Raw genomic sequence first — 24,108 nt, 5'->3', positions numbered from 1 at the left:
GCGTCTGAATGTCCGGTTCCCGGCTGGTCCGGTATGACGCGCTGATCCTTCGCCGGGAATTGCGCGACGCCTTTGCGGGGTGGTCCGACCGGGTCGTGCTGCTGCTTGCAGTGCTGATGGCAGCCGGGTTCTTACATGAAGTGGCGAGCGGATCGCGTCTGCGTGCCCTGCTGATCGCCGGGGGCATCGGGGCCGCCCTGGGCGGAGCCGTGGCCGGAACGGTTCGGCGGCGGCTGCAGGGCTTTGCAACGGATTCGATCCTCGCTGTCGATGCGCTCAACCCGGCCGCGTGCCGGACCTATCGTGCCGTATCGCACTCCGTAGCGATCCTGTTGTGCTTCGGCATCAGCGGCATCATCGGGCTACATGCCATGGCGATTGCGTTGGCGGGCTATGGCATGGCTGTCCTTGCGGAGAGTCTTGGGGGTGGGGTACGGCGGTTAGCCGTCCCACGGCGCAGGCAGGATCGGCCTGCGCCGCGCATGGGATATGGTGCGCCGTCTTACAGGATGTTTTGGCGCGCACCGGCGGCGGCAATCGCCGCTGCGGTTTGCGCATGGCTGGCGACAACCATGCTGACCCGGGTGCCGTCGATGCCGATGGTTGCCGCGATCGCCTTGCCCTGGCTGTTATGGGCAAGTGCCGTCGATACGCAGGCGGTGCGCTTTATGGCGCAATCCGGGATCGCAACCCGGCAAATGGTGCGGCCCCCGCTTGGCGGGATGGCGTTATTTACCGTCCCCTATGGCCTGTTTTGCCTGGTATTCGTGGGCATGCCCGCCGTTATTGTCATCTTCCTGACGTTTCTGGCCATGGCGGTGGTGCTGATTGCCCGGATATCGGTCCAACAATTCTGTGCGCCGCGCATGGCGCAGATTCTGCTCACCGGAATCCTGATCGCAGGCGTCCTGATTGCGGTCAGCCTGCCGCCGGCACTGCTGCTTTACATTCCCGTCATGCTGGTGTTGCTGTGGCGCAGGGCACGGGCGGTGCGGTGGATGCAGGGATGAACGAAGCGATCGGTCTCGAATCGCTGGCCATGGAGCGTGATGGCGAGACGGTGCTCGATTCGGTGTCGATGACGGTTGCACCGGCGACATGGTTCGGACTGATCGGCGCCAACGGATCGGGCAAGACGACACTGCTGCGCGGCATTGCCGGGCGATTGCCGATTGCGCGGGGTATCTGCCGGTTGCACGGTGCCGATCTGTCCCGATCGCGGGAAGAGCGGGCGCGCCTGACCGGCTTCATGCCGCCGATCGAAACCTTGCCGGAACGGTTGAGCGCCACTGATCTGTTTGAGATTCTGTGCGGAGACCATGTGACGGCATCGGGCAATATCGGCGATCTTGCAGCGGCGCTGGATCTTGACGCTCTGCGGCACCGTCCGATCGGTCAGTGCTCGGCCGGAATGCGGCAACGGATCGCCATCGCGCTTGCCTTTGCAGGCGGGCAGCCGATCGTCGTCCTTGATGAGCCGTTCAACTGGCTCGATCCGGTTGCCGCCTATGATGTTCGGGCGGCCTTGCGGGAAAAGGTGCGGACCGGGCTGACGCTGGTGACGGCGCTGCACGACCTCACCACGCTGACTGCGGCATGTGATGCGGCGGCGTTGCTGCGCGCCGGCCGGGTTCAGGAACGTTACAGCGCTACCGATCTGCGCGATGCGGCGCGGTCGCCGCTGGAATTTGAACGCCGCATGATCGCGGGGCTGCGGTCCCGGTAACGATGCCGCCGCCGGTCGGCCCGAATTGTCGAGGCTGACCGGCGCACGACCGGTTTACCGTTCGACGCACATGGCGATGCCCATGCCGCCGCCGATGCACAGGGTGGCGAGCCCCTTTTTCGCATCGCGCTGCTTCATCGCATAGAGCAGGGTGGTCAGCACGCGCGCGCCCGATGCGCCGATGGGGTGGCCCAGTGCGATCGCGCCGCCATGGACGTTCACCTTGTCGGCGGGCCAGCACATTTCCTTGCCGACCGCCAGCGCCTGCGCGGCAAAGGCTTCGTTCGCCTCGATCAGGTCGAGGTCATCGACGCTCCAGCCCGCTTTTTCCAGCGCGCGACGGCTGGCGGGCACGGGACCGATACCCATGATCGACGGATCGACACCGGCAGAGGCCCAGCTTGCGATCCGCGCCAGTACCGGCGCGCCGCGCTTTGCCGCTTCGTCGGCCGTCATCACCACCAGTGCCGCCGCACCGTCATTGATGCCGCTGGCGTTGGCCGCCGTCACCGTGCCGTCCTTTTTGAAGGCAGGGCGCAGGCCCGACACACCGTCCAGCGTCGCCCCGGCACGGATATATTCATCGTCCTCGACCACCGTATCGCCCTTGCGGCCCTTGATGGTGACAGGGGCGATTTCTTCCTTGAATAATCCGTCGGCACGCGCCTTTTCCGCCAGATTTTGCGAATGCACCGCGAATTCGTCCTGTTCGGTGCGGCTGATCGCATATTGCTCGGCCAGATTTTCGGCGGTGATGCCCATATGATAGCCGTTGAACACGTCGGTCAGGCCATCCTTGATCATCGTGTCGATCAGGGTGACGTCGCCCATCTTCGTTCCGGCGCGCAGCGCCTGCGCATGGGTGGAAAGCGACATGCTTTCCTGCCCGCCCGCAACCATGATGCTGGCATCGCCGTTCTTCACCGCCTGATAGGCAAGCGCCACCGCCCGCAGGCCCGACCCGCACACCTGATTGACACCCCAGGCGGGGATTTCTTTGGGAATGCCGGCGGCCATCGATGCCTGCCGCGCCGGATTCTGGCCCTGTGCGGCGGTCAGCACCTGACCCAGAATGACTTCCGATACTTCTTCACCGCTGACGCCCGACTGGGCGAGCGCCGCCTCGATCGCCACACGCCCCAGTTCATGCGCGGGAGTTTTGGCGAACGCGCCCAGAAAGCTGCCGACCGGTGTGCGCTTGGCGGCGGTGATGACGATATCGGTCATGAAGATTCTCCTGCGGCAAGAGGTGCGGGTGGAAGCCTGTGGACGATCATCTCCATAGGCGGTCTTTGGTTCGGTAGCCTATGTAGTCGGCACCGCGGCACATATCCAGTCGGCCAGTGGTTCCCACAGGACGGTACGTGCCCGCCCGCCGACGACCATGCCGACATGGCCCGCACTGGTCCGGCGCTGGTCGGGCAGGCCGATGGCGCTGGCGGCGGGGACGATCCGGTCGGTGGTGGAGATGAACTCGACTATCGGTGCGTCGACGGCTGACGGATCGACAATTTTGTCGCCGATCGCCCAGCGTCCCGTACCGGGCATATCCATGGCAAAGAAATCGTCGAACATCTGGCGTCCGGCGGCATAGGGCAGCGGTGCACCGCTATTGGCCCAGTCCTCCAGCACGATGAAAGCGCGTGCGGCATCGCTGTCGGGGTCGAGCGTCGCGAATCGTTCATACTTGGCTATGGTCCGTGCCGGATCGAGCCGCCAGAACCCCGATTGCAATACCTCCATCGGCACCAGCCCCAGCGCTTCGCAGGTCGGCTGTGCGCTGTGCCAGAGGGCGTCGATGTCGTTGAGCGCCAGCGGCCCGAACCCGCTGAAACGCCATGGTGCGGCGATCAGCGCCAGCCCGGATATGGGAAGGTGCATGGCCGCCGCAAGCGCCAGCGTACCGCCCAGGCAATAGCCGACCAGCAAGGGAGGTGTATCCAGCGTGCGCAACAGCGGCAGCAGCAGTGATTGGATATGCCAGCCGATATCCTGATCGCGATCATCGGCACAGGGCGTCCCCCAGTCGAGCAGCAGTACGCGCCTGCCGGTGCGTTCGGCCAGCCATTGCGCCAGCGAATTGCCGGGTGTGAGGTCGAGGACGAAGGGCGGGTTGATCAGCGATGGGATCAGCACCAGCGGCGGCCCGTCACCGCCGATTTCGAGCAGGCATGCGCGGTCCTGACGTGCCGCTGCACGCAAAACCGGCCGCTCGTGGCGCGGCGCCTTCTGATAGGCGGTCAGTCCCTGCAATGCTGCGGTGCGTCGTTCCGGCGATGTTGCAGTCTCATTGCGCAACATGTCGAGAAATAAAGGGAGTGGACGCGGACTGTGTTGCGGCGCATCATGATTTGGTGATACTGCCGGTTCAGACATTAGCGAGGGCCTCATGAAGAAAACAACGCCGGGGGACGGCCCCGTCATCATCAAGAAATACGCCAACAGGCGTCTCTATAACACCGAAACTTCTTCCTACATCACGCTCGACCATCTTGCCGCGATGACGCGCGAGGGCCGCGACTTCAAGGTGATTGATGCCAAATCCGAAGAGGATATTACCCATAATGTCCTCACCCAGATCATCATGGAGGAGGAAAGTCGCGGGCAGACGATGTTGCCCGTCAGCTTCCTGCGCCAGTTGATCGCGCTGTATGGCGACTCGATGCAGGCGATGGTTCCGGGCTATCTGGAAGCGTCGATGGACAGTTTCCGCCGCAACCAGCAACAGTTCAAGTCGGCGGTTGAAGGCGCGTTCGCCAACACGCCGTTTGCGGAAATCACCAAGCGCAACATGGCGATGTTCGAAGCGGCAGCCTCCGCATTCAAACCTGAGGCTGGAAAAGCCGAGGAAAAGGGCAACGGCAGTAAGGACGACGAAATCGCCGCCCTGCGCGCCGAACTGTCGCGGCTTCAGGACAAGGTTGAAAAGCTCAACAAATAAACTGGTCGGCGCGTGTCATTTCGGCTTGCGAAATTTCAGCGTCATTCGATCGCTTTCACCGATCGCAGCGTATTTGGCGCGGTCGGTATCGCCCAGCGCATAGGTGGGTGGCAGGGTCCATACGCCCTTGGGATGGTTGGCATCATCCTTCGGGTTGGCATTGACCTGTGACGCGCCGACGAACTGGAACCCGGCATCCTCGGCCAGCTTGCGGACGGTCGACACCTTGACATAGCCGCTCGATTGTTCGCGGGCGGTATCGGCGTTTTCGGGCAGGCGATGGTCGACCACGCCCAATATGCCTCCGGGTTTCAGCATGGCGTACATCTGCGCAAAGGCTTGCGGCGCGTAATCGACGCCCTTTTGCTGATACCCCATGCGCCAGTTGTGGACGTTACGGAAGGTCAGCACGACATCCGCGCTGCCGTCGGGAACACCGGCTTGTCCGGCTTCGGCGGGAAAGGCGGCAGTGTGGATGAAACCATAGACGGCGGGATGCGCGGCCTTCAGCTTTTCGATGCCGTTCAGCCCGTTCGGCATCGGCGCCACTTCGTACAGCGTGCCTTTGGCGTGGAGATATGGCGCCAGAATCTGGGTATACCATCCGCCCCCTGGCCAGATTTCGACCACGGTATCGGTTGGCTTGACACCGAAAAAGGACAGCGTCTGAACGGGATGGCGATACTGGTCGCGCGCCACTGCATTTGCCGGGCGCGTAGGGGCGGCAACCGCCTTTTCCAGTGCGGCGGTGGTCGGTGATTGCGACATTGCCCCGGCAGCGCTAAGCGCGACAACCGCGGTGAGCGGCAGGGCAGTGGCAGCAAAAATCATGCGCATCGATTCTCTCCTCCAGCCATTTTTAGAGACAGGGTAGCGCGTGCACGAGGGTTTGTGGATAGCGGTCGGCGGATGTCTTTTCCTCGCCATTTTGGCGGGACTGGCCGAATACCGCCGCGCGCGCCGGCGCAATCTCGATCGCGTCGGCATTATTTCCTGGCCCGGTGTGCAGATGCTGGCGCTGATCGCGGCGCTGGTGCTGACGATATTGGCGCTGAAAAACTGACAGCGTAGCTGCGCTTCAATAAAAATCCGCGAGTTTGAGCGTGCGGCGCGATCCGTCGCACATGCCCAGATGCACCACCTCGCCCGGCGGTCCGGCCGACCAGCGCGTATCGCTGCTGTCGCCGCTGGCAACCGGCTGCCCATCGACGCGGCAGATCGTGTCGCCGTCCTGCCAGCCCGTATGCGCCGCCGGGCTGTTCGCCATGACGTGCAGCACGCGCAGCCGGTCCCGGTCCAGCCCGACGAGCAGGCCGCTGGTGGAGCGGATAGGCTGCTGGTCGGCCAGTGCACCGGGTTGAAACACCATATGCCCTGCCCGCGGATCGAGCAGCACGCGATAGCCCTGCAGGAACGCCGTGCCGATGCGACCGGCAAGCCCCGTCTTTTCCGAGAAACTGTCCGCCCCCTCGATCCGCAGCTCGACATGCTTTGCCGTCAGATTGGCGACATGCAGTTCCGGCACTACCGTCAGTTGCATTTCGATCGGGCCGCCCAGCCCATAGGAGACGGAGGTTGTGATCCGCTTGCTGTTCATACCCGTGCGCATCCACGCCGCCTTGCTGATGGTGATCGCCCCGCCATCGCCGGTATCGACCAGTACGGGCTGAATGCGCTGTCCGTGCAGCGTCAGCCGGGTCAGATATAATTTGCTTCCCGCCACCTGATGCAGCGGTGCGCTCGCCCCGGTAAACGGCATGGTGCCGCTGGGCAGCAATCGGAAGCGGTGCCGGTCATACTCGATATCGAGCGCGCAGCAGGACAACAGGTCGGCACCGATCAGCGCATCGACCGGCGCCTTGCTGCCGGTCGCCATGGCGGTCAGTTGCGCCACCGCGATCCGACCGCCGGTACGTTTCAGCGCACCGACATGGATGGAGCGCGGACTCGCCCAGCCGATGGCTACGGTGCCGCCCACCGCATCGGCATCGGCACGTGCGCTGATCCGCATGCCCGCTGAACGCGCAAAGCTGCTCGATACCACTGAAACGCTGACGCCGGTGTCGAGGATCGCCACGGCATCCCTGCCGTTGATTTTCAGGTGAAAGCGGATCTGGTTGCCCGGCGTCAGCGTGAACGGCACCCATTGCTCCGCCGCATCGCCCGCCAGCTTCAGTCGTGCCGGTTCGGCATGCAGAGGCGTCCATGCCAGCAACAGACCGAACAGGAGGAAAAGCCGCGCCATTGTCGGCAATCTAGCGGCTGCATGCGCCGGATGCCATGGCGTAAATGGCACGCTCCGCCGCAGATCGGCGGGTGGCGCATGGGTTCACATTACAGGGAACCGCAAGTTCAAAGACATGCCTCCAGCAGCGCCTGATCGAACCCGAACTGTTTCGCTTTATCGAGCGTATAGGGGCGCAGGCCCATCGACTGATATTCGCCGATGATCTTACCGTCCGCGCTTTCGTCCATATATTCGAACTTGAACAGTTCCTGCGTCACGATCACCGGACCTTCCATGCCGATCACCTCGGTAATATTGGTGACGCGGCGCGAACCGTCGCGCAGGCGCTTGACCTGAATGATCAGGTCGAGGCTGTCGGCGATCTGGCGCGAAATCGCTTCCTTGGGCACCTTGATGTCCGACATCATCACCATATTCTCCATACGCGCGAGGCATTCGCGCGGGGAGTTGGAGTGCAGCGTCGCCATCGAGCCGTCGTGACCGGTGTTCATCGCGGCGAGCAGGTCGAAACATTCGCTGCCGCGAATTTCGCCCAGGATGATGCGGTCCGGACGCATACGCAGTGCGTTCTTCACAAGGTCGCGAATTGTGATTTCGCCGACGCCTTCCAGGTTCGGCGGGCGCGTTTCGAGCGGCAGCCAGTGCGGCTGTTGAAGGCGAAGTTCGGCCGCATCCTCGATGGTCAGCACGCGTTCGCCGGGGTCGATCATCTTTGACAATGCGTTGAGCATCGTCGTTTTACCCGAACCCGTACCGCCCGAAATCACGACGTTGAACCGGCACGCGCCCGCAATTTTCAGCGCGGTCGCCATCTTCTGGCTCATCGAACCGAAGCCCGCCATCATGTCGAGCGTAATCGGCTTGGCGGAGAATTTACGAATCGAGATCGCCGTGCCCTTCAGGCTGAGCGGCGGCACGATCACGTTGACGCGGCTGCCGTCCTTCAACCGGGCGTCGGCCAGCGGCGTGGTCTGGTCGACGCGGCGGCCGACCGAGTTACAGATGCGTTGCGCGATCTGGAACAGATGCTCTTCGTCGCGAAACTGGATATTGGCGAGTTCGAGCTTGCCCTTGCGTTCGACGAAGGTCTGGTCGGGGCCGTTGACCATGATGTCGCTGATTGCGGCATCGGACAGCAGTTCCTCCAGCGGGCCGAGGCCCAGCAGTTCGTCGACCAGCACCTTTTCCAGCGCGAACTGCTCGCGCCGGTTGAGCGTCAGTTTCAGCTCGGCGAGCACTTCATGGATGATCGGCCGGAATTCCTCCGCCAGTTCGTCCTTGCTCAGCGTCGCCGCCGCTTCGGGGTCGACTCGTTCCAGCAGGCGCGGAAGCACCTGTTCCTTGATCCTGTGGATCGAGCTTTCGAAACCTTCGACACGGCTGTTGCCCGGATCGCCGGATGCGGCCTGACGCTCGGCCAGCCGCGACATGGCGTCATTGCCGGACCGTTGCGGCGGATCGTCCGAATCGCCGGGGAGCGGCGGCAGGTCGGCACTTTCGATCGGCGGAAACTGCTCTCCGCCCTCCGACTCTGGCTGCGGTTTTCCCCCGCCCTGCATGGGCCGGGCTACGCCAAAGGATGGCCGTCCCCCAACCGGGCTGCCCCCTGGTCCGCCACGTCGGCCGAATGCGCTCATTCCTGATCCCTCAAAGCCTGAAACTTTCTCATCAGCCTGTCGGACTAACGATCAAGTTTTGACAATTTGCTAACCAAAGGCGATCGGGGCGCCACGACAAAATAAAAGAAGGGTGTTGTGGAGGAGTATCGAAAGGTGCGCGCGGGTCTTGCGCTGGCGCTATGCGGGTTTCTGTGCCTGTCGCTGGGGGATTCGGTTACCAAGACATTGGCCGGTGAATGGCCCGGCAGCGCGGTGGCGGCATTACGTTATGGCTTCGGGTTGCTGGGGCTGATCCTTGCGGTGGCCTTTACCTATGGACGCAAGGGGTTTGTCTGCCCGCGCCCCTGGCTTCAGGCGGCGAGGGGCGGTGCGGTGGCGCTTGCCACCTTCTGCTTCTTCATGGCGGTTCAGGCGATGCCGCTTGCCAATGCAACCGCGATCGAATTCACCAATCCCATGCTGACCGCGATTTTTTCGGCGGTGCTGCTGAAGGAACGCGCGCCACGCGCAGCCATCATCGCCACGATATTCGCCTTCGCAGGTGTGCTGGCGGTGCTGCGGCCGGAGGTCGCGCGGATCGGCTGGTCGGCGGGCTGGCCCTTGCTGGCGGCGTGCGGCATGGCGTTGCTGATCATCGCCAATCGCAAGGCTGCGGGGGCTGCTCCGGTGCTGGTGATGCAGTTGCTGATCGCTGCATTCGCCTTCCCCTTGCTGGTGCTGGCGGCAGCGGTCGGCCATATCAGCGGCGCGCCTGCTTTTCACATTCCCCCGCCCGACTGGACGATTTTCGCACGATGCGCACTGGTCGCGGTGACGGGCACCACTGCGCATCTGCTGATTTTTCTGGGCACGACAAAGGCCAGCGCGCCGGTGGTCGCGCCGATGGTTTATGTGCAGATGCTGGCGGCGATCGGGATCGGCTGGGCGGTATTTTCGGAGGCGCCCGACCTGATGACGCTGGGCGGTGCCGCGCTCATCATCGGCAGCGGCATCTATCTGTGGCGTTCGCAGCGTTCACCCGACCTGGGCGGTGCACCGGACTAACGGGTTTGCAACATAAGCCCCCTTGTGTATTACGTGAACAATACACAAGGGGGCGTTGATGCGCATTGTTATACCGGCCGTTGTGGCTGCGCTGTCCGTCGGAACGATTGCATTTGCGGCGCCTGCCGCAGATGCGGGGAAGCGCGAGGCCGTACCTTTCGAGCTGCGGGGCGGGCATATCTTCGTCAACGCTTATGTGAACGGGCAGGGGCCGTATCGCTTCGGCTTCGATACCGGGGCCAGCGGCGTAGGACGGGCCGACGTCACGCTGACCCATGCGCTTTCTCTGCCGGTGGTGGACAGCGCGGCCAATTCGGACGGCGTGCGCGTCAGCCGGGCCGATGTTGTGAAGGTGCACCGGTTGCGGGTCGGTTCGCTGGAACGGCGCAGCGTCCGGCTATTGTCGCGCGACTATCATCAAAAGGGCAGGTCTGCCGCAACGCGCTTCATGGGCATTATCGGTCGTGACTTTTTTGAAAACCGGCTGCTGACCATCGATTATCGAACGCGGCAGATCACTTTTTCACGCGGTCATCTGAATCCCGATGCGCCCGGCGTTGTGCGCTATAGTCCCGGTTTTGCGATCCCGCTGTGTTTCGCGAAAGCCTGTTTTCCGGCCAAGGTCGATACCGGTTCCAGCCGCGGGCTGGTGCTGCCGGAGAGCGTCGCCACAAAAGTCGCATCCGGGGCCCCCGTCCGGCTCGGCACGGTGTCGCGCACCAACAGCAGTGCGGCCCTGTATCGGGTGCAATTCGATATGCCGATGCGGGTAAGCGGCGTTGCGCTCGATGGCGGGCAGGCGCTGTTCGTGAAGCCGTCCACCGATACGATCAATATCGGTTCGGATTTCCTGAAACACTATGTGCTGACGATCGATCAGCGGCGGCACCTGTTGCGGATCAGCCGGCCCACCGTCGGCGGATAAGCGCTTATTCCGCTTCCGCGTGTTCGGCCAGGACGGTCAGGCCCTTGTCGTTGACCTCGGCAAAGCCGCCGACGATGCGGATGGTTTCGGGCTGGCCCTTTTCCTCGCGAAAGACGGTCAGGGTGCCGTCGCGTACCGTCGTCATCATCGGTGCGTGATGGTTCAATATGCCCAGATCGCCCTCGGTGCCGGGGACGACGACCATATACACCTCTTCCGACCGGACGAGCTTTTCAGGGGTGACGAGTTCGAAATGCAGCATGGGTCGGTTCCTGTGCCCCTCCCACGGCGGGGAGGGGCGTAAGAGAGATTAGGCTTCGCTGGCCAGCTTTTCGGCCTTGGCGACGGCTTCGTCGATGCCGCCGACCATGTAAAAGGCCGATTCGGGCAGATGGTCATAGTCGCCGTTCACCACCGCCTTGAAGCTGCGGATCGTGTCTTCCAGCTCGACGAACTTGCCCGGAATGCCGGTGAAGACTTCCGCAACGTGGAAGGGTTGCGACAGGAAGCGCTGGATCTTGCGCGCACGGCTGACGGTCAGCTTGTCCTCTTCCGACAGCTCATCCATACCGAGAATGGCGATGATGTCCTGCAACGACTTATATTTCTGCAGGATCGACTGCACCGCGCGGGCGGTTTCATAGTGATCCTGACCGACGACGCGCGGTTCCAGCACGCGGCTGGTCGAATCGAGCGGATCGACGGCCGGATAGATACCGAGTTCCGAAATCGCACGGTTGAGCACCGTCGTCGCATCAAGGTGCGCGAACGAGGTTGCCGGTGCCGGGTCGGTAAGGTCGTCGGCGGGCACGTACACGGCCTGCACCGAGGTGATCGACCCCTTGTTGGTCGAGGTAATGCGTTCCTGCAGCGCACCCATATCGGTCGACAGCGTCGGCTGATAGCCCACGGCCGAGGGAATACGGCCGAGCAGTGCGGACACTTCCGCACCCGCCTGGGTAAAGCGGAAGATGTTGTCGACGAAGAACAGCACGTCCTGACCTTCGACGTCGCGGAAATATTCCGCGATGGTCAGGCCCGACAGGGCGACGCGGGCACGCGCGCCCGGCGGTTCGTTCATCTGGCCATAGACCAGCGCCACCTTCGATCCTTCGGTGATGGCGTTGCCTTCATCGTCCTTGGCGATGACGCCCGCGTCGAGGAATTCGTGATAGAGGTCGTTGCCTTCACGGGTGCGTTCGCCGACGCCCGCGAAAACCGACGTGCCGCCATGGCCCTTGGCGATGTTGTTGATCAGTTCCTGAATGAGAACGGTCTTGCCGACGCCCGCACCGCCGAACAGGCCGATCTTGCCGCCCTTCGCATAGGGTGCGAGCAGGTCGATCACCTTGATGCCGGTGACGAGGATCGCGCTTTCGGTCGACTGATCGACGAATTCCGGTGCCTTGGCATGGATCGGTGCGCGCAGGTCGGTAGCAATCGGGCCGCGCTCGTCGATCGGCTCACCGACGACGTTCATGATACGGCCCAGCGTCTGCGGACCCACCGGCATCTGGATCTGGTTGCCGGTATCGGTCACTTCCTGACCGCGGGTCAGACCGTCGGTGCCGTCCATCGCGATGCAGCGCACGGTATTCTCGCCCAGATGCTGCGCAACTTCGAGCACAAGACGCTGGCCGTTATTGCTGGTTTCCAGCGCCGACAGGATTTCCGGCAGGTTTTCCGGGAAATGCACGTCGACAACGGCGCCGATCACCTGCGCGATCGTGCCGACATTGTTGGTGCCCTGCGTCGGGCGGGTCATTTCAGCGGCGGTTGCCATGTCTTCTTCCTTGCGTTTCAAGCCTTGTGGGCAGTGTCGGCCGGGGCCGTGCCTCTGGAAATCGTAACGGTGATGGTTGCGTGTGCGGGGGCGGCGCCATCGGCTTCGGGGGCGGAGACCACCCGGATGCTGTTGCCGTGCAGCGTAGCTTCACCCGAATTGCGTTGGGTCAGTGCACTGGTGATGGTGTCGCCCGCGCCGATCTGAAACCGGCTCAGAAAGCCGCTGACGATGCGTTTCGGGGTCATCAGCATGGTACGTGCCGATTTGCCCTTTGCATCGCCCTTCACCGTCACGTCGAAGGTAAAGGTCAGCATGTCGGCCCTATCCGCGCTCGCGCCTGCTGCCCCAAAAGCGCCCATCACGGTGACTGCACCGGAATCGCTCTTCATCGGCTTCATTCTGCCCGCCGCCTGATAGGCCGGGCTGCCGTTCGTGGCAGTATAGCTGCCAACATCGAAGCCGAATTGCTTCGCGTCCGCTACGATTTGCGCAGGGTGCGCGAACATCTGCTGCCAGCGCTGCTGCAACACCAGTTCGGGCTTGACGGCACGCCCTTCGGCCATCGCCGCCTGCTCTTCATTCATGCCGGCGGTGTTGACGGCAGACGCATTGCCCCCTTCCGGCGGCGCACCCGCCTGACAGCCGGCCAGCGCGACCGCGCCCAGCATCGCAGCAAAGGGAAGGGCGGTACGCAGCATTACAGCGCCTCTGCACCCGAAATGATTTCGACCAGTTCGGTGGTGATCGCGGCCTGACGCTTGCGGTTATATTCGATGTTCAGCCGCTTGATCAGGTCGCCCGCATTGCGCGTCGCATTGTCCATCGCGGTCATTTTCGACCCCTGTTCGGACGCCGCATTCTCGCGCATCGCACGGAAGAGCTGCACCGCCACATTGCGCGGCAGCAGGTCGGCCAGAATGCCTTCCTCATCGGGTTCGTAATCGATCGCCGCCGACACGTCGGATTTCGGCGCGTCCACGGGGATCTGGACCGGGATGATCTGTTGCTTTGTCGGCACCTGTGCCAGCACCGATTTGAATTCCGAATAGAACAGGTGCGCGATATCGAACTCGCCCGCCTCGAACCGCCCGATCAGGTCTTCGGCCCAGCGATGCGCGTCGTCGAAATGCAGCTTGCCGAGGTCGCCCGGTTCTTCGGAATGGACGATCAGGTCGGGATAGAGACGGCGCAGCACCGCGCGGCCCTTGCGCCCGATACAATAGAATTTGACAGTCTTTCCCGCCTTGATCAGCGCATCCGCCTCACGCCGGGCAAGCCGCGCGATATTGGTGTTGAACGCGCCCGCCAGCCCCTTGTCGCTGGTCGCGACGACGAACAGATGCACCTGATCCTTGCCGGTACCGCTAAGCAGTTTCGGCGTGGTGCTGCTGATCGTCACCTTCGACGCCAGCGATGCCACGACCTTTTCCAGCCGCTGAGCATAGGGGCGACCGGCCTCGGCCGCGGACTGCGCACGGCGCAGCTTCGCGGCGGCGACCATCTGCATCGCCTTGGTGATCTTCTGCGTCGACTTTACCGAGCCGATGCGACCTTTGAGAGCCTTCAGGCTGGCCATGACGAACCCTTCAGTTCGGCACCCCGGCACCGGGCCGGGGCGACGATATCCAACTTATGCAAACGTCTTCGCGAATGCGTCGAGTGCGGCGACCGTCTTGTCCTTGACCTCGCCCTCGAACTTCTTGCTTTCGCGGATTTCGGTCAGGATGTCGGCATATTTGCTGCGGAAATCGGTCAGCAGCGTCGATTCGAAACGCACCACGGCATCGACCGGGATGCTGTCGAGATAGCCGTTGGTGCCGGCGAAGATCGACACCACCTGTTCCTCGAACGGCAGCGGCGAGAATTGCGGCTGCTTCAGCAGCTCGGTCAGGCGCGCACCGCGATTAAGCAGCTTCTGCGTCGCGGCGTCGAGATCGGAACCGAACTGCGCGAACGCGGCCATCTCGCGATACTGGGCCAGTTCCAGCTTGATCGAGCCGGATACCTTTTTCATCGCCTTGGTCTGCGCGGCAGAACCGACGCGGCTGACCGACAGGCCGACGTTGATGGCGGGGCGGATACCCGCGAAGAACAGGTCGGTTTCAAGGAAGATCTGGCCGTCGGTGATCGAAATCACATTGGTCGGAATATAGGCCGACACGTCGCCCGCCTGCGTCTCGATGATCGGCAGCGCGGTCAGCGAGCCTGCACCGTTCGCTTCGTTCATCTTCGCCGCGCGTTCCAGCAGGCGGCTGTGCAGATAGAAAACGTCGCCCGGATAGGCTTCGCGACCCGGAGGACGGCGCAGCAGCAGCGACATCTGACGATAGGCGACCGCCTGCTTGGACAGATCGTCATAGACGATCAGCGCGTGCATCCCGTTGTCGCGGAAATATTCGCCCATCGCGCAGGCGGTATAGGGGGCGAGGAACTGCAGCGGTGCGGGTTCGGATGCAGTTGCCGCGACGACGATGGAATATTCCATCGCGCCGTTTTCTTCAAGCTGGCGGACGATTTGCGCCACCGTCGAGCGCTTCTGCCCGACCGCAACATAGATGCAGTAGAGCTTTTTCGATTCGTCGTCGCCGGCGTTGACATTCTTCTGGTTGATGAAGGTGTCGATGGCGACGGCGGTCTTGCCGGTCTGACGGTCGCCGATGATCAGCTCGCGCTGACCGCGACCGATGGGAACCAGCGCGTCGATCGCCTTCAGGCCGGTCTGCACGGGTTCATGCACCGATTTGCGCGGGATGATGCCCGGCGCCTTCACCTCGACGCGGCTGCGCTCGGAATATTCGATCGGCCCCTTGCCGTCGATCGGGTTGCCCAGACCATCGACCACGCGGCCCAGCAGCCCCTTGCCGATCGGCACGTCGACGATGGTGCCGGTGCGCTTCACGGTGTCGTTTTCACGGATTTCGGCGTCGGAGCCGAAAATCACGACGCCGACATTGTCGGCTTCCAGGTTGAGGGCCATGCCCTGTACGCCATTGGCGAACTCGACCATTTCACCGGCCTGAACATTGTCGAGGCCGTGAATGCGCGCGATGCCGTCGCCGACGGACAGCACGGTGCCGGTTTCGGAAACTTCGGCTTCGGTGCCGAAGCTGGCGATCTGGTCCTTGATGACCTTGGAGATTTCTGCGGCGCGGATATCCATTGTCAGCCTTCTTTCATCGCATGCGCGAGGGTGTTGAGACGGGTCTTGATCGAACTGTCGATCATCTGGCTGCCGATCTTCACGATCAGGCCGCCCAAAAGTGCGGGATCGACCGACAGGTCGACATTGACGTCACGGCCGATCCGCTGGCGAAGCTGCTGTTTCAGCGCATCGACCTGATCATCGGTCAGCGGGTGGGCGGACGTGACTTCGGCGGTGGTTTCGCCACGATGCGCGGCGGCCAGCTTGCGATAGGCGCGAATGATCGCGGGCAGATGCGACAGACGGCGGTTTTCCGCAAGTACGCCCAGAAAATTGTGCGTCGTCTTATCGAGACCCATCGAATCGGCAGCCGCCGTGACAGCCTTTGCCGCTTCGGTGCGACCGATCAGCGGGCTGGTCGTCAGCCGCGCGAACTCGTGCGATTCGGCCAGCGCCTCGCGAACCTTCGCCAGGCTTGCCTCGACCGCCTCGATCGTTTTCGTTTCAGCGGCAAGCTCGAACAGTGCGAAAGCGTAGCGTCCGCTTAGGCTTGCCTGAATGCCGGTGGAGGTGTCCACGCGTCGATCGTCCCCTGTTGAATACTGAACCCATACAAAAAAAGGGCAGCAAATGCGCCCTCATATGGGTTTCGCGGCTGCTAGCATCGCACGCGGGACAAGGCAAGCCGGTGATGTCCGCGACTTTGGTCGGTACCGCATGGCGGATCGCGAAGGTAGCGATACCACCCGTCAGGAGGTGACAGGCGGCTGGTTCATTAGGGTTAGCGCAGGCTGGATTTTCAGAGTAAATCATGCCTAAAACGCGCTGGAAATATCGTTACGCACTCGCAATGGTGTTTCTGTCGGTGATTAGCGCTGAGCATAGGAGGGGGAATTGGGCAGACGGATTCGACTCATGGCGATTGCGGGGGCTGTCGCTGCGACAGTGACGCTGGCCGGGCAGGCATTTGCCGAAACGGCTACGCAGGATGGTTACTTCGCTGCGCCCGACCGGGAGGCCAGCTATCTGCAGCGGCTCGCGATCGACGGTTTCGACGGCAAGGCGGGGCCGGAGCTTGAGGATGCTATTACCCGTGCGCTGATGGCCAGCGGCCATTTCGATGTGATGACCGCAACACGCCGCGCATTCCGCAATGGCGATGCACAAGGGTTGCTATCCGGAACGATTCTGACGTCGGTCAACCGCAGTCGCTTTCGCGATACGCGTGAAACCTGCGTCGAGCGCAAGGATGGCGATTGCGTCAAGCATGAACGCAAGAAGGTCGATTGCCTGCGTCGTACCGCCACGGTGCGGGCCAGTCTGCAAATCGAACGAACCGCGGACAGCCGCATCGTCTATTCGCAACAAATTCCGCAATCGACGACGCTGAGCTGGTGCCCCGGCGACCGGCACGAGGAATCCATCGACACTGTAATGATGCGGATGATCGGTCAGATCGCCGGGCAGTTCGCCGCCGACATTACGCCCGAGCACAAGCGCTATGCGATTCGCTTCCGCGAAAGCCGCAAGGATATGCCGAAGGAAATCGGCAAGCAGTTCAAGGAAGCGGTGCATATGACCAAGCGGGACGTCGATGCCGCCTGCCAGTCCTGGCAGGCGCTTGATGCACAGCTTCCCGACAATGCCTCGATCACCTTCGACCTCGGTCTGTGCGCGGAACATAAGGGCGATTATCAGGGCGCACTGGCGAAATATGAACGCGCTAGCCAGTTGATCGGCGGCAGCAATAATGAAGGCGATGAAGGGGTCGCCCGCATCCACCGCCTGATCGCCGGACGCGAGGATCAGCGCCGTTTTGCGCAAGACGGCGCGATGTAAGCCATCAGCACATCTTCGACCGTCAGCAACGGTATTAGCAGTATCGCCAAACCGATATCATCGGCCTAAGGTTATGGAAAATTGTTGAAATAGCCTGGGGGCAAGAAATGATTTCAACCATATTGATGGCGGTAACGCTGGTTGCTGCCAATGGTGGCGGCGCGTCCAAGGCCGCGCAACAAGTCTCTCAAAAGAAGCAGCAAGAGGCCTTGGTTAAGCTGAAAGACGCAGCGCAGGCGGCTGAAAAGGGGAACTGTAAACGGGTAATTGCCCTTGCCGTGCCGTTGGCGGATCGTCCGCCCGCGGGACTGCCGTCGGCCTTTCAATATTGGGCGGCCAGCCTGTCGGCGGGCTGCGAGGCACAAAATCAGGACTATGATGCCGCCTATCGGCATGTGGTGATCGCCACACGGTCCGATGCAGCCCCGGACGCACTTTGGTACATGCGGTTGTGGCTGGAACATCACAAAGGTGACGACGCCGCAGCGGTCGCCACCGTCGAAGCCATGTCCAGCGGCCGGGGAAGGGCTTTGAACGCTATTCCTCGTCCCCTTCTGTTCGATCTTGATACGGCATTGAAGAAAGCCGGAAATACGGCATTGCGCATTCGTCTGCTCAAAGTCTTGTCGGCGGATAGCTATATTCCCGACGATACGGTGTTGCCGCCCGATGCATTCAAGCAGCGCTACGCAACGCTTCTTTTCGCGCAGGGGCAGAAAGATGAGGCGCGAGCGGTCGTCAAAAGCATTCGTGAACCGGCAATCGTTCGCGACATGCTTTTCGAGCCGGGGTTGAGGACGCTGTTCGGGCCGGATTATGATTTTCGTGCGCTGGTCGAACGCAGGAATGCCGCATTGAAGCGGATTGCGCAGGAACACCCGGACCTTCTGGAGCCTGTTGTGATACGCTCGGTCTATCTGCAGATACTAGGCAAACCGCAGGAGGCTTTGCAGATACTGAACGCGGCGCGTGCAAAGATTGATGTGCCGAACCATTATTCCGATGCGCAACATCAAGTCATCTGGTTCTGGAACGAGTGGGCGTCGGCGGAAACGATGCTTGGAAAATATGACGATGCGGTTGCCGCCTTTCGTCAGGCGACGTCCAAGCAAGAGGATGGTGGTGCAAATGTCAGTCAGGTTATCAACCTGGCGGCAACGCAACTTCAATTTGCGCACCCTGAAGCGGCACTCTCGACCCTAAAAGCATTTGATGATGATAGCAGGTCGACCAGCCCGTTCGGCGAGATGCAGTTTCGAGAGGTGCGTGGATGCGCCAACAGCCGGTTGGGGCACGCGGATAAAGCAAATTCCGATCTGGAGTATTTGCAGCAGCATGAAGCGGATGCTCCGGCGGCGCTGACGGATATGTTGATCTGCATGGATGATGTCGATTCTGCGGCTGCGTCCTATATCCGCCGCCTGCAAAATCCGGAGCAGCAGGCCGGAGCACTGATCGAATTGAGCGATTTTGCCGATCCGCCGGTACAATTGCCGTCCTATCCCGGACAAAAGGTGCTGAAACAGTTGAAAGCGCGTGCGGATGTACGGGCGGCTGCAGCGCAGGCAGGCGGGATACGGCACCTGAATGTTCAGGATGTTTCTTATTGAGATGCTTTGAACGCAAGCATCGGGATGGGCGCTTGCCCCTTGCGGCGCTATATCCCGATGCATGGTGACGATCCTGCCCGATCCCGATACTGCCTGGGCCGCGTTCGAACGGCGCGACCGGGCGTGGGACGGGCGGTTCGTGGTCGCGGTGACGACCACCGGCATCTATTGCAAGCCAAGCTGTCCGGCGCGCCGTCCCAAACGTGCAAATATTCGTTTTCTCGCAGATAGCGATGCGGCGCGCGAAGAGGGCTTTCGTCCCTGTCTGCGCTGTAAGCCCGATGCCGTAGGGCGCGATCGTATTGCGGTGGCGCAGGCCATTGCGCTGATCGAGCAGGCAGAGGATGCGCCCACGCTCGACAGGCTCGCCGATACGGTCGGCTATGCGCCGCATCATTTCCATCGGCTGTTCAAACGCGCGACCGGGGTGACTCCGTCTGCCTATGCGCGTTCGCTCAAAGCGCGCCGTGCCGTCGATGCGCTTCATCAGGAGGAGAGGGTGACCGATGCCGTCTATGCTGCGGGCTATTCCGCGCCCAGCCGCTTCTACGACCATGCCGGAAAGCGACTGGGCATGACGCCCGGCGCCTGGAAACGGGGCGGGGCAGGTGTCACGATCCGCTGGACGCTGGCCGACACCAGCCTTGGTCCGTTGCTGATCGCCGCCACCGACAAAGGGCTGTGCCGCGTATCCTTTGACGAGGATGCGGCCGCGCTCGAAACGCGGTTTCCCAATGCCGATATCGTTCCAGGCGGCGCAGCGCTGGCGAATCTCGCCGCGCGCGTGGTGGCGGAAGTGGAGACGCCGGGGCGTGACACGGACCTGCCGCTCGACGTGCAGGGCACTGCCTTTCAGGAAGCGGTCTGGCAGGCGTTGCGGGCGATTCCGGCGGGCGAAACGCGCAGCTATGCCGAACTTGCCGCGATGGTGGGCCGCCCCAATGCGGTGCGCGCGGCAGGCACGGCGTGCGGCGCCAACAATGTGGCGATTGTCATTCCCTGCCACCGCGTCCAGCGTGGTGACGGCACCATGGGCGGCTATGCCTATGGCGTCGAGCGCAAGCGCATCCTGCGCCGTCGTGAGGGCGTGGAGGACAAGGGCTGAGATATGCCCTCAATCTGATGATATAAATATGGGCGATAGCCGCCTGCCGCGCATCAAAGCCGCAGCAGGCGGTGGGTCATCTTATTTCGGCGACAGCACCATCAGCATCTGACGGCCTTCCATGCGCGGATAGGATTCGACCTTCGCGTCCTCGGCGCAATCCTCCGCCACACGCTGGAGCAGCGCCATGCCGAGTTCGCCGTGGCTCAGTTCGCGACCGCGGAAGCGCAGGGTGACCTTCACCTTGTCGCCTTCGCCGATGAACTTGTGCACGTTGCGCATCTTGGTGTCGTAATCATGGTCGTCGATGTTCGGACGCATTTTGATCTCCTTGATCTCCTGCGTCTTCTGCGTCTTGCGCGCGGCATTGGCCTTTTTCTGGGCCTCGTACTTATACTTGCCGACATCGAGGAATTTGGCGACGGGCGGGTTCGCATTGGGCGACACCTCGACCAGATCCAGCCCGACATCGGCTGCCTGTTCCATCGCTTCTCGCGTAAACATAACGCCCAGATTCTCGCCATTCTCGTCAATCACCCGAACCTTGGGCGACTGAATGAATTCATTGTAGCGAGGGCCGTTCATCGGCGGGGGCGTGTTACGCCGCATAGGGGGTCGTATAGCGGATTCTCCTTTGTTCAGTACGATACCAATATAATAGCTAATAAACGCAGCGCAAACCGGGTTCAGCACATATCGTCGCCGAACCTGCTGATGGGATCGTGATCATGCTGCGCTTTCGGGCATGTCAGCGCAAATCGGGCGGTGTCGCATCCGCCTTCAGCGTGGCGATTGCGTCGTCGAGGGACAGCACTTCCTGTCCCTGACTGCCCAGCCGGCGAATCGCCACCGTGCCTTCGTCCGCCTCGCGCTTGCCGACGACCAGCAGGTTGGGAACCTTGGCAAGGCTGTGTTCGCGCACCTTATAGTTGATCTTCTCGTTCCGCAGATCGGTTTCGACGCGGATGCCCGCCGCCTTCAGCTTCGCCGCAGCTTCCTTCGCGTACGAGTCGGCGTCGGACACGATCGTCGCGACCACCGCCTGCACCGGGGCCAGCCATTGCGGCAGCTTGCCCGCGAAATGCTCGATCAGGATGCCGATAAAGCGCTCGTAACTGCCGAAGATCGCACGATGGAGCATGATCGGGCGGTGCCGCTCGCCATCCTCCCCCACATAGCTGGCGTCGAGTCGCGCGGGCAGCACGCGGTCGGACTGGATGGTGCCGACCTGCCAGGTCCGCCCGATCGCATCGGTCAGGTGCCATTCCAGCTTGGGTGCGTAGAAAGCACCTTCGCCGGGAAGCTCTTCCCAGCCATATTCCTCGGTTGCCAATCCGGCTGATTTCACTGCGTTGCGCAATTCTTCTTCGGCCTGATCCCATTCGGCATCGGTGCCGAAGCGCTTTTCCGGGCGCAGCGCCAGCTTGATCGAATAGCTGAAGCCGAAATCGCGATAGATGCGGTCGGCCAGTTCGCAGAAGTTGCGAACCTCGTCCACAATCTGATCCTCGCGGCAGAAGATGTGCGCATCGTCCTGTGTGAACTGGCGCACGCGCATCAGACCATGGAGCGCGCCATGCGGCTCGTTGCGGTGACAGCAGCCGTTTTCATACAGACGCAGCGGCAGGTCGCGATAGGATTTGATCCCCTGTTTGAACACCAGCACATGCGCGGGGCAGTTCATCGGTTTCAACGCCATCCATTCGGCGGCGTCGGAAACCAGCGGTCCTTCATCCTCGGTATTGGGCACTTCGTCGGGGATGACGAACATATTCTCACGATACTTGCCCCAATGGCCCGACTGCTCCCACTGGCGCGCGTCCATCACCTGCGGCGTCTTGATTTCGCGATAGCCCGCTGCGTCGATCGCGCGGCGCATATAGGCTTCCAGCTCGCGCCAGATGATATAGCCGTGCGGGTGCCAGAAGACGCTGCCATGCGCCTCCTGCTGCAAATGGAACAGGTCCATTTCCTGCCCCAGCTTGCGATGATCGCGCTTGGCCGCTTCCTCCAGCCGCGTCAGATGCGCCTGCAATTGTTTCTTGTTGAGCCAGCCGGTGCCGTAGATTCGCGTCAGTTGCGCATTTTTCTGGTCGCCGCGCCAATAGGCGCCTGCGACGCGCATCAGCTTGAATGCCTGCGGGTCGAGCTTGCCGGTGCTGGCCAGATGCGGCCCGCGGCACATGTCGAGCCAGTCCCCGCCCGACCAGTATACCGTCAGTTCCTCGCCTTCGGGAAGCTCGGCGGCCCATTCGGCCTTGAACGTCTCGCCATCGGCCTTCCATTTGGCGATCAGGTCTTCGCGGCTCCACACCTCACGGCGCAGCGGCTTGTCGGCGCGGATGATGTCGCGCATCTTCTCTTCGATGGCGGGCAGGTCGTCCATCGAGAAGGGATCGCGTCCCTCCGGTGCCTTCACGTCATAGTAAAAGCCGTCCTCGGTCGCGGGACCGAAGGTGATCTGCGTCCCCGGCCACAGCGCCTGCACCGCTTCGGCCAGCACATGCGCATAGTCATGGCGCACCAGTTCCAGCGCGTCGGCCTCATCCTTCGCGGTGATCAGCGCCAGTTCGGCGTCATGGTCGAGCGGACGCATGATGTCGCGCACTTCGCCATCGACCTTTGCCGCCAGCGCCGCCTTGGCCAGACCCGGCCCGATCGCGGCGGCGATGTCCGCGGGCGTAGTGCCCGGCGCAACCTCTCGGACGGAACCGTCGGGCAGCGTGATCGTGATCATCTCGGACATGGGAAGGATGTGACTTTCGTGTTCAGGGTTGCTGTTGCGCGCGCTTATGCCGCCGCACCCGCCACATAGGCAAGCAAAAGGGGAAGTCGAGTCCCGGCGTGTTCAGGAAGGCGGAAGGGAGGATGCTTCCACCTTCTGCCGCCGATGCCGTGCCGTGCGCAGCCGCGCCGCATACAGGCCGACCGACGAGCCGACAAAACTCCCGATGATCAGGTCGCTCAGGAAATGCCAGTTGCCGAGCAGAAGCAGTATGGCAATTACCAGCAGTCCTGCCGATATCAGCCAGACTGCCCTGGGGTAGGTCGTCATGAAAATCACTGCAAAGGCTGTGCTGAGCGCCATGTGTCCCGATGGAAAGCTGTCATCGCGAGTACCGTCGAACCAGTGAAAGGCGTGCTGGGCGCCTTTCAGGACATGGCTTGGGTTGGGGACGCCGAATGCGGTCTTCAACACGAAGGAATTGAAAGCGTACGCCAGCATCGAACAAAGACAGGCAAGCGCAAGTGTCCGTGCCAGCGATGGAATGCGGTTAAACACAAGGCGTATTATCGCCAGTAACAATACCGTGCCGGCCTCCGCCAGCATCACCGGATTGCTGCCTACGCCGACACCCGATTTGCGGATATGCCGGGATAGCGGCGCGATATGGTCTGCAAGCGGAACATCGACATAGGAAAAGCTGAGCGCAGCCAGCAGAATGCAGCCACCCAGTGCGATCAGCCAAATTCCGAAATTTCTGGAAATGTCAGAGGTCCCTGGCGAAAAGGCGGTGCTATTTGCTGCTGCATGCCCTTTGACATGCTGCACTGCAAGGTCAAGCAAAGACATCTTTCGACCAGCCGAGGCGATTGCTGCGATAAGCACGCGAAGGGTGTATGCCGATTCTGGACGGCCTGATCGACGCGACCGCTGCTCAACCTTTCGCTTTTACCGGAATTACACCGATTCGCGTCGAGCGGCGGCCGTCATCTCCCGCCTTAGCTGGCTACGCAATGTCGGGCTGAGCAAATGCATTTCCACCCCTTCATATCCTTCGCGCGCCAGCGTTCGGCGAATATCCTTCAGGCTGGAGCATTCATTGCCGCGAGCCAGTTGAAACGCACGTTCGATCACACCCGCTTCCTGCATTGCCAATTCCTCTCAGCCGCGCAAAACGATATTGGTCTGCCAAGGCTGGTTTCGCGCCCGGTCGAGATAATATTCGGCCATTTCATAGTGACGCGCGGCGGCTCTGTGGCTGCGCGCCGTCTCGGCACGTTGCCGCTCTGTTTCTGCGCGCTGGAGATAATATTCCCTGACGGGATCTTCGGACAAGGCGGCACCTCTTCAATCACAATGCCCGCCCCGGACGAACCTCTAGTCCTCTAAACGTCGAAA

25 protein-coding genes are annotated in these 24,108 nt (G+C 62.0%); 9 read left to right on the top strand and 16 right to left on the bottom strand.

Annotated elements, in window-relative coordinates:
- Nucleotides 1-8 precede the first annotated feature (8 nt).
- Both FHR23_RS09760 and FHR23_RS09755 read left to right on the top strand, forming a co-directional pair.
- Nucleotides 9-1,010 (top strand): hypothetical protein, encoded by a 1,002-nt coding sequence (locus tag FHR23_RS09760; protein WP_184003420.1) that lies wholly within the window; start codon nt 9-11, stop codon nt 1,008-1,010.
- Nucleotides 1,007-1,726: an ATP-binding cassette domain-containing protein gene (locus FHR23_RS09755; RefSeq protein ID WP_184003418.1), complete on the top strand. Its 720-nt coding sequence runs from the start codon at nt 1,007-1,009 to the stop codon at nt 1,724-1,726. The genes FHR23_RS09760 and FHR23_RS09755 overlap by 4 nt, the downstream gene beginning before the upstream one ends.
- Nucleotides 1,727-1,780: 54 nt before the next feature.
- On the opposite strand, the gene FHR23_RS09750 is transcribed toward FHR23_RS09755, so the two are convergent.
- The gene (locus FHR23_RS09750) at nt 1,781-2,953 is read right to left on the bottom strand and encodes an acetyl-CoA C-acetyltransferase (RefSeq protein WP_184003416.1); all 1,173 of its coding nucleotides are present in this window, start codon (nt 2,951-2,953) and stop codon (nt 1,781-1,783) included.
- Nucleotides 2,954-3,031: 78 nt separating this feature from the next.
- A complete protein-coding gene (locus FHR23_RS09745) occupies nt 3,032-4,027 on the bottom strand; it encodes an alpha/beta fold hydrolase (protein WP_184003845.1) in 996 nt (331 codons plus the stop codon).
- 88 nt (nt 4,028-4,115) lie between these two features.
- On the opposite strand from FHR23_RS09745, the gene phaR reads away from it, so the two are divergent.
- Nucleotides 4,116-4,667, top strand: a complete 552-nt coding sequence (gene phaR / locus FHR23_RS09740; RefSeq protein ID WP_184003414.1) for a polyhydroxyalkanoate synthesis repressor PhaR — start codon at nt 4,116-4,118, stop codon at nt 4,665-4,667.
- 15 nt (nt 4,668-4,682) lie between these two features.
- On the opposite strand, the gene FHR23_RS09735 is transcribed toward phaR, so the two are convergent.
- The gene (locus FHR23_RS09735) at nt 4,683-5,498 is read right to left on the bottom strand and encodes a class I SAM-dependent methyltransferase (protein ID WP_425506361.1); all 816 of its coding nucleotides are present in this window, start codon (nt 5,496-5,498) and stop codon (nt 4,683-4,685) included.
- Between the two features lie 46 nt (nt 5,499-5,544).
- Between FHR23_RS09735 and FHR23_RS09730 the strand changes: the two genes are divergently transcribed.
- Complete coding sequence (locus tag FHR23_RS09730; protein ID WP_184003411.1) at nt 5,545-5,730, top strand: hypothetical protein; 186 nt, start codon at nt 5,545-5,547, stop codon at nt 5,728-5,730.
- Between the two features lie 15 nt (nt 5,731-5,745).
- Here the strand turns inward: FHR23_RS09730 and FHR23_RS09725 are convergent, their stop codons facing one another.
- Nucleotides 5,746-6,912 (bottom strand): aspartyl protease family protein, encoded by a 1,167-nt coding sequence (locus FHR23_RS09725; RefSeq protein WP_184003409.1) that lies wholly within the window; start codon nt 6,910-6,912, stop codon nt 5,746-5,748.
- Nucleotides 6,913-7,019: 107 nt separating this feature from the next.
- Complete coding sequence (locus tag FHR23_RS09720; protein ID WP_184003407.1) at nt 7,020-8,552, bottom strand: TadA family conjugal transfer-associated ATPase; 1,533 nt, start codon at nt 8,550-8,552, stop codon at nt 7,020-7,022.
- Between the two features lie 117 nt (nt 8,553-8,669).
- Here FHR23_RS09720 and FHR23_RS09715 point away from each other — a divergent pair, with 117 nt between their 5' ends.
- Nucleotides 8,670-9,578: an EamA family transporter gene (locus FHR23_RS09715; RefSeq protein WP_184003405.1), complete on the top strand. Its 909-nt coding sequence runs from the start codon at nt 8,670-8,672 to the stop codon at nt 9,576-9,578.
- A gap of 58 nt (nt 9,579-9,636) precedes the next feature.
- On the top strand, nt 9,637-10,503 hold the full coding sequence (locus FHR23_RS09710) for an aspartyl protease family protein (protein WP_184003403.1): 867 nt from the start codon (nt 9,637-9,639) through the stop codon (nt 10,501-10,503).
- Nucleotides 10,504-10,507: 4 nt separating this feature from the next.
- On the opposite strand, the gene FHR23_RS09705 is transcribed toward FHR23_RS09710, so the two are convergent.
- Genes FHR23_RS09705 through FHR23_RS09680 form a run of 6 tightly spaced genes read right to left on the bottom strand, consistent with a single transcriptional unit; the run spans nt 10,508 to nt 16,009 of the window.
- Nucleotides 10,508-10,765: an ATP synthase F1 subunit epsilon gene (locus FHR23_RS09705; RefSeq protein ID WP_184003401.1), complete on the bottom strand. Its 258-nt coding sequence runs from the start codon at nt 10,763-10,765 to the stop codon at nt 10,508-10,510.
- A 48-nt stretch (nt 10,766-10,813) separates the two neighbouring features.
- The gene (gene atpD / locus FHR23_RS09700) at nt 10,814-12,286 is read right to left on the bottom strand and encodes a F0F1 ATP synthase subunit beta (RefSeq protein ID WP_184003399.1); all 1,473 of its coding nucleotides are present in this window, start codon (nt 12,284-12,286) and stop codon (nt 10,814-10,816) included.
- A gap of 17 nt (nt 12,287-12,303) precedes the next feature.
- Nucleotides 12,304-12,987 (bottom strand): hypothetical protein, encoded by a 684-nt coding sequence (locus FHR23_RS09695; protein ID WP_184003397.1) that lies wholly within the window; start codon nt 12,985-12,987, stop codon nt 12,304-12,306.
- Nucleotides 12,987-13,865 carry a F0F1 ATP synthase subunit gamma gene (locus FHR23_RS09690; protein WP_184003395.1) on the bottom strand — a complete coding sequence of 293 codons (879 nt, stop codon included), beginning with the start codon at nt 13,863-13,865 and terminating at the stop codon, nt 12,987-12,989. The genes FHR23_RS09695 and FHR23_RS09690 overlap by 1 nt, the downstream gene beginning before the upstream one ends.
- A gap of 54 nt (nt 13,866-13,919) precedes the next feature.
- Entirely contained in the window at nt 13,920-15,449 is a 1,530-nt protein-coding gene (gene atpA / locus FHR23_RS09685; RefSeq protein WP_184003393.1) for a F0F1 ATP synthase subunit alpha, read from the bottom strand.
- A 2-nt stretch (nt 15,450-15,451) separates the two neighbouring features.
- Nucleotides 15,452-16,009 (bottom strand): F0F1 ATP synthase subunit delta, encoded by a 558-nt coding sequence (locus FHR23_RS09680; protein ID WP_184003391.1) that lies wholly within the window; start codon nt 16,007-16,009, stop codon nt 15,452-15,454.
- 316 nt (nt 16,010-16,325) lie between these two features.
- Here FHR23_RS09680 and FHR23_RS09675 point away from each other — a divergent pair, with 316 nt between their 5' ends.
- From FHR23_RS09675 to ada, 3 genes are all read left to right on the top strand, one after another.
- A complete protein-coding gene (locus FHR23_RS09675; RefSeq protein ID WP_221227474.1) occupies nt 16,326-17,270 on the top strand; it encodes a tetratricopeptide repeat protein in 945 nt (314 codons plus the stop codon).
- Nucleotides 17,271-17,713: 443 nt separating this feature from the next.
- The gene (locus FHR23_RS09670; RefSeq protein ID WP_184003386.1) at nt 17,714-18,880 is read left to right on the top strand and encodes a hypothetical protein; all 1,167 of its coding nucleotides are present in this window, start codon (nt 17,714-17,716) and stop codon (nt 18,878-18,880) included.
- Nucleotides 18,881-18,941: 61 nt separating this feature from the next.
- Nucleotides 18,942-19,985 (top strand): bifunctional DNA-binding transcriptional regulator/O6-methylguanine-DNA methyltransferase Ada, encoded by a 1,044-nt coding sequence (gene ada, locus FHR23_RS09665; protein ID WP_184003384.1) that lies wholly within the window; start codon nt 18,942-18,944, stop codon nt 19,983-19,985.
- A gap of 81 nt (nt 19,986-20,066) precedes the next feature.
- On the opposite strand, the gene infC is transcribed toward ada, so the two are convergent.
- The 5 genes from infC to FHR23_RS09640 form a co-directional block, all read right to left on the bottom strand.
- The gene (gene infC, locus FHR23_RS09660; protein WP_184003382.1) at nt 20,067-20,594 is read right to left on the bottom strand and encodes a translation initiation factor IF-3; all 528 of its coding nucleotides are present in this window, start codon (nt 20,592-20,594) and stop codon (nt 20,067-20,069) included.
- A 139-nt stretch (nt 20,595-20,733) separates the two neighbouring features.
- On the bottom strand, nt 20,734-22,731 hold the full coding sequence (gene thrS, locus FHR23_RS09655) for a threonine--tRNA ligase (RefSeq protein WP_184003380.1): 1,998 nt from the start codon (nt 22,729-22,731) through the stop codon (nt 20,734-20,736).
- Nucleotides 22,732-22,833: 102 nt separating this feature from the next.
- Nucleotides 22,834-23,553, bottom strand: coding sequence for a phosphatase PAP2 family protein (locus FHR23_RS09650; RefSeq protein ID WP_184003377.1), 720 nt, complete (start codon nt 23,551-23,553; stop codon nt 22,834-22,836).
- 114 nt (nt 23,554-23,667) lie between these two features.
- Nucleotides 23,668-23,859, bottom strand: coding sequence for a hypothetical protein (locus FHR23_RS09645; protein ID WP_184003375.1), 192 nt, complete (start codon nt 23,857-23,859; stop codon nt 23,668-23,670).
- Nucleotides 23,860-23,871: 12 nt separating this feature from the next.
- Nucleotides 23,872-24,045: a hypothetical protein gene (locus FHR23_RS09640; protein WP_184003373.1), complete on the bottom strand. Its 174-nt coding sequence runs from the start codon at nt 24,043-24,045 to the stop codon at nt 23,872-23,874.
- Nucleotides 24,046-24,108 lie beyond the last annotated feature (63 nt).

It is taken from the genome of Stakelama sediminis, from assembly GCF_014199335.1.
Taxonomy (GTDB): Bacteria; Pseudomonadota; Alphaproteobacteria; order Sphingomonadales; family Sphingomonadaceae; genus Sphingomonas; species Sphingomonas sediminis.
This window is presented reverse-complemented; position numbering and strand designations above follow the sequence as displayed.

Excerpts from the sequence above, each read along its gene's own strand:
- FHR23_RS09705 (WP_184003401.1), bottom strand. The coding sequence starts at position 10,765 with ATGCTGCATTTCGAACTCGTCACCCCTGAAAAGCTCGTCCGGTCGGAA.
- FHR23_RS09710 (WP_184003403.1), top strand. The coding sequence starts at position 9,637 with ATGCGCATTGTTATACCGGCCGTTGTGGCTGCGCTGTCCGTCGGAACG.
- FHR23_RS09755 (WP_184003418.1), top strand. The coding sequence starts at position 1,007 with ATGAACGAAGCGATCGGTCTCGAATCGCTGGCCATGGAGCGTGATGGC.
- FHR23_RS09745 (WP_184003845.1), bottom strand. The coding sequence starts at position 4,027 with ATGTTGCGCAATGAGACTGCAACATCGCCGGAACGACGCACCGCAGCA.
- FHR23_RS09750 (WP_184003416.1), bottom strand. The coding sequence starts at position 2,953 with ATGACCGATATCGTCATCACCGCCGCCAAGCGCACACCGGTCGGCAGC.
- FHR23_RS09645 (WP_184003375.1), bottom strand. The coding sequence starts at position 23,859 with ATGCAGGAAGCGGGTGTGATCGAACGTGCGTTTCAACTGGCTCGCGGC.
- atpA (WP_184003393.1), bottom strand. The coding sequence starts at position 15,449 with ATGGATATCCGCGCCGCAGAAATCTCCAAGGTCATCAAGGACCAGATC.
- FHR23_RS09695 (WP_184003397.1), bottom strand. The coding sequence starts at position 12,987 with ATGCTGCGTACCGCCCTTCCCTTTGCTGCGATGCTGGGCGCGGTCGCG.
- FHR23_RS09670 (WP_184003386.1), top strand. The coding sequence starts at position 17,714 with ATGCGGTTGTGGCTGGAACATCACAAAGGTGACGACGCCGCAGCGGTC.
- atpD (WP_184003399.1), bottom strand. The coding sequence starts at position 12,286 with ATGGCAACCGCCGCTGAAATGACCCGCCCGACGCAGGGCACCAACAAT.
- FHR23_RS09760 (WP_184003420.1), top strand. The coding sequence starts at position 9 with ATGTCCGGTTCCCGGCTGGTCCGGTATGACGCGCTGATCCTTCGCCGG.
- ada (WP_184003384.1), top strand. The coding sequence starts at position 18,942 with ATGGTGACGATCCTGCCCGATCCCGATACTGCCTGGGCCGCGTTCGAA.
- thrS (WP_184003380.1), bottom strand. The coding sequence starts at position 22,731 with ATGTCCGAGATGATCACGATCACGCTGCCCGACGGTTCCGTCCGAGAG.
- FHR23_RS09725 (WP_184003409.1), bottom strand. The coding sequence starts at position 6,912 with ATGGCGCGGCTTTTCCTCCTGTTCGGTCTGTTGCTGGCATGGACGCCT.
- infC (WP_184003382.1), bottom strand. The coding sequence starts at position 20,594 with ATGCGGCGTAACACGCCCCCGCCGATGAACGGCCCTCGCTACAATGAA.
- FHR23_RS09720 (WP_184003407.1), bottom strand. The coding sequence starts at position 8,552 with ATGAGCGCATTCGGCCGACGTGGCGGACCAGGGGGCAGCCCGGTTGGG.
- FHR23_RS09690 (WP_184003395.1), bottom strand. The coding sequence starts at position 13,865 with ATGGCCAGCCTGAAGGCTCTCAAAGGTCGCATCGGCTCGGTAAAGTCG.
- phaR (WP_184003414.1), top strand. The coding sequence starts at position 4,116 with ATGAAGAAAACAACGCCGGGGGACGGCCCCGTCATCATCAAGAAATAC.
- FHR23_RS09735 (WP_425506361.1), bottom strand. The coding sequence starts at position 5,498 with ATGATTTTTGCTGCCACTGCCCTGCCGCTCACCGCGGTTGTCGCGCTT.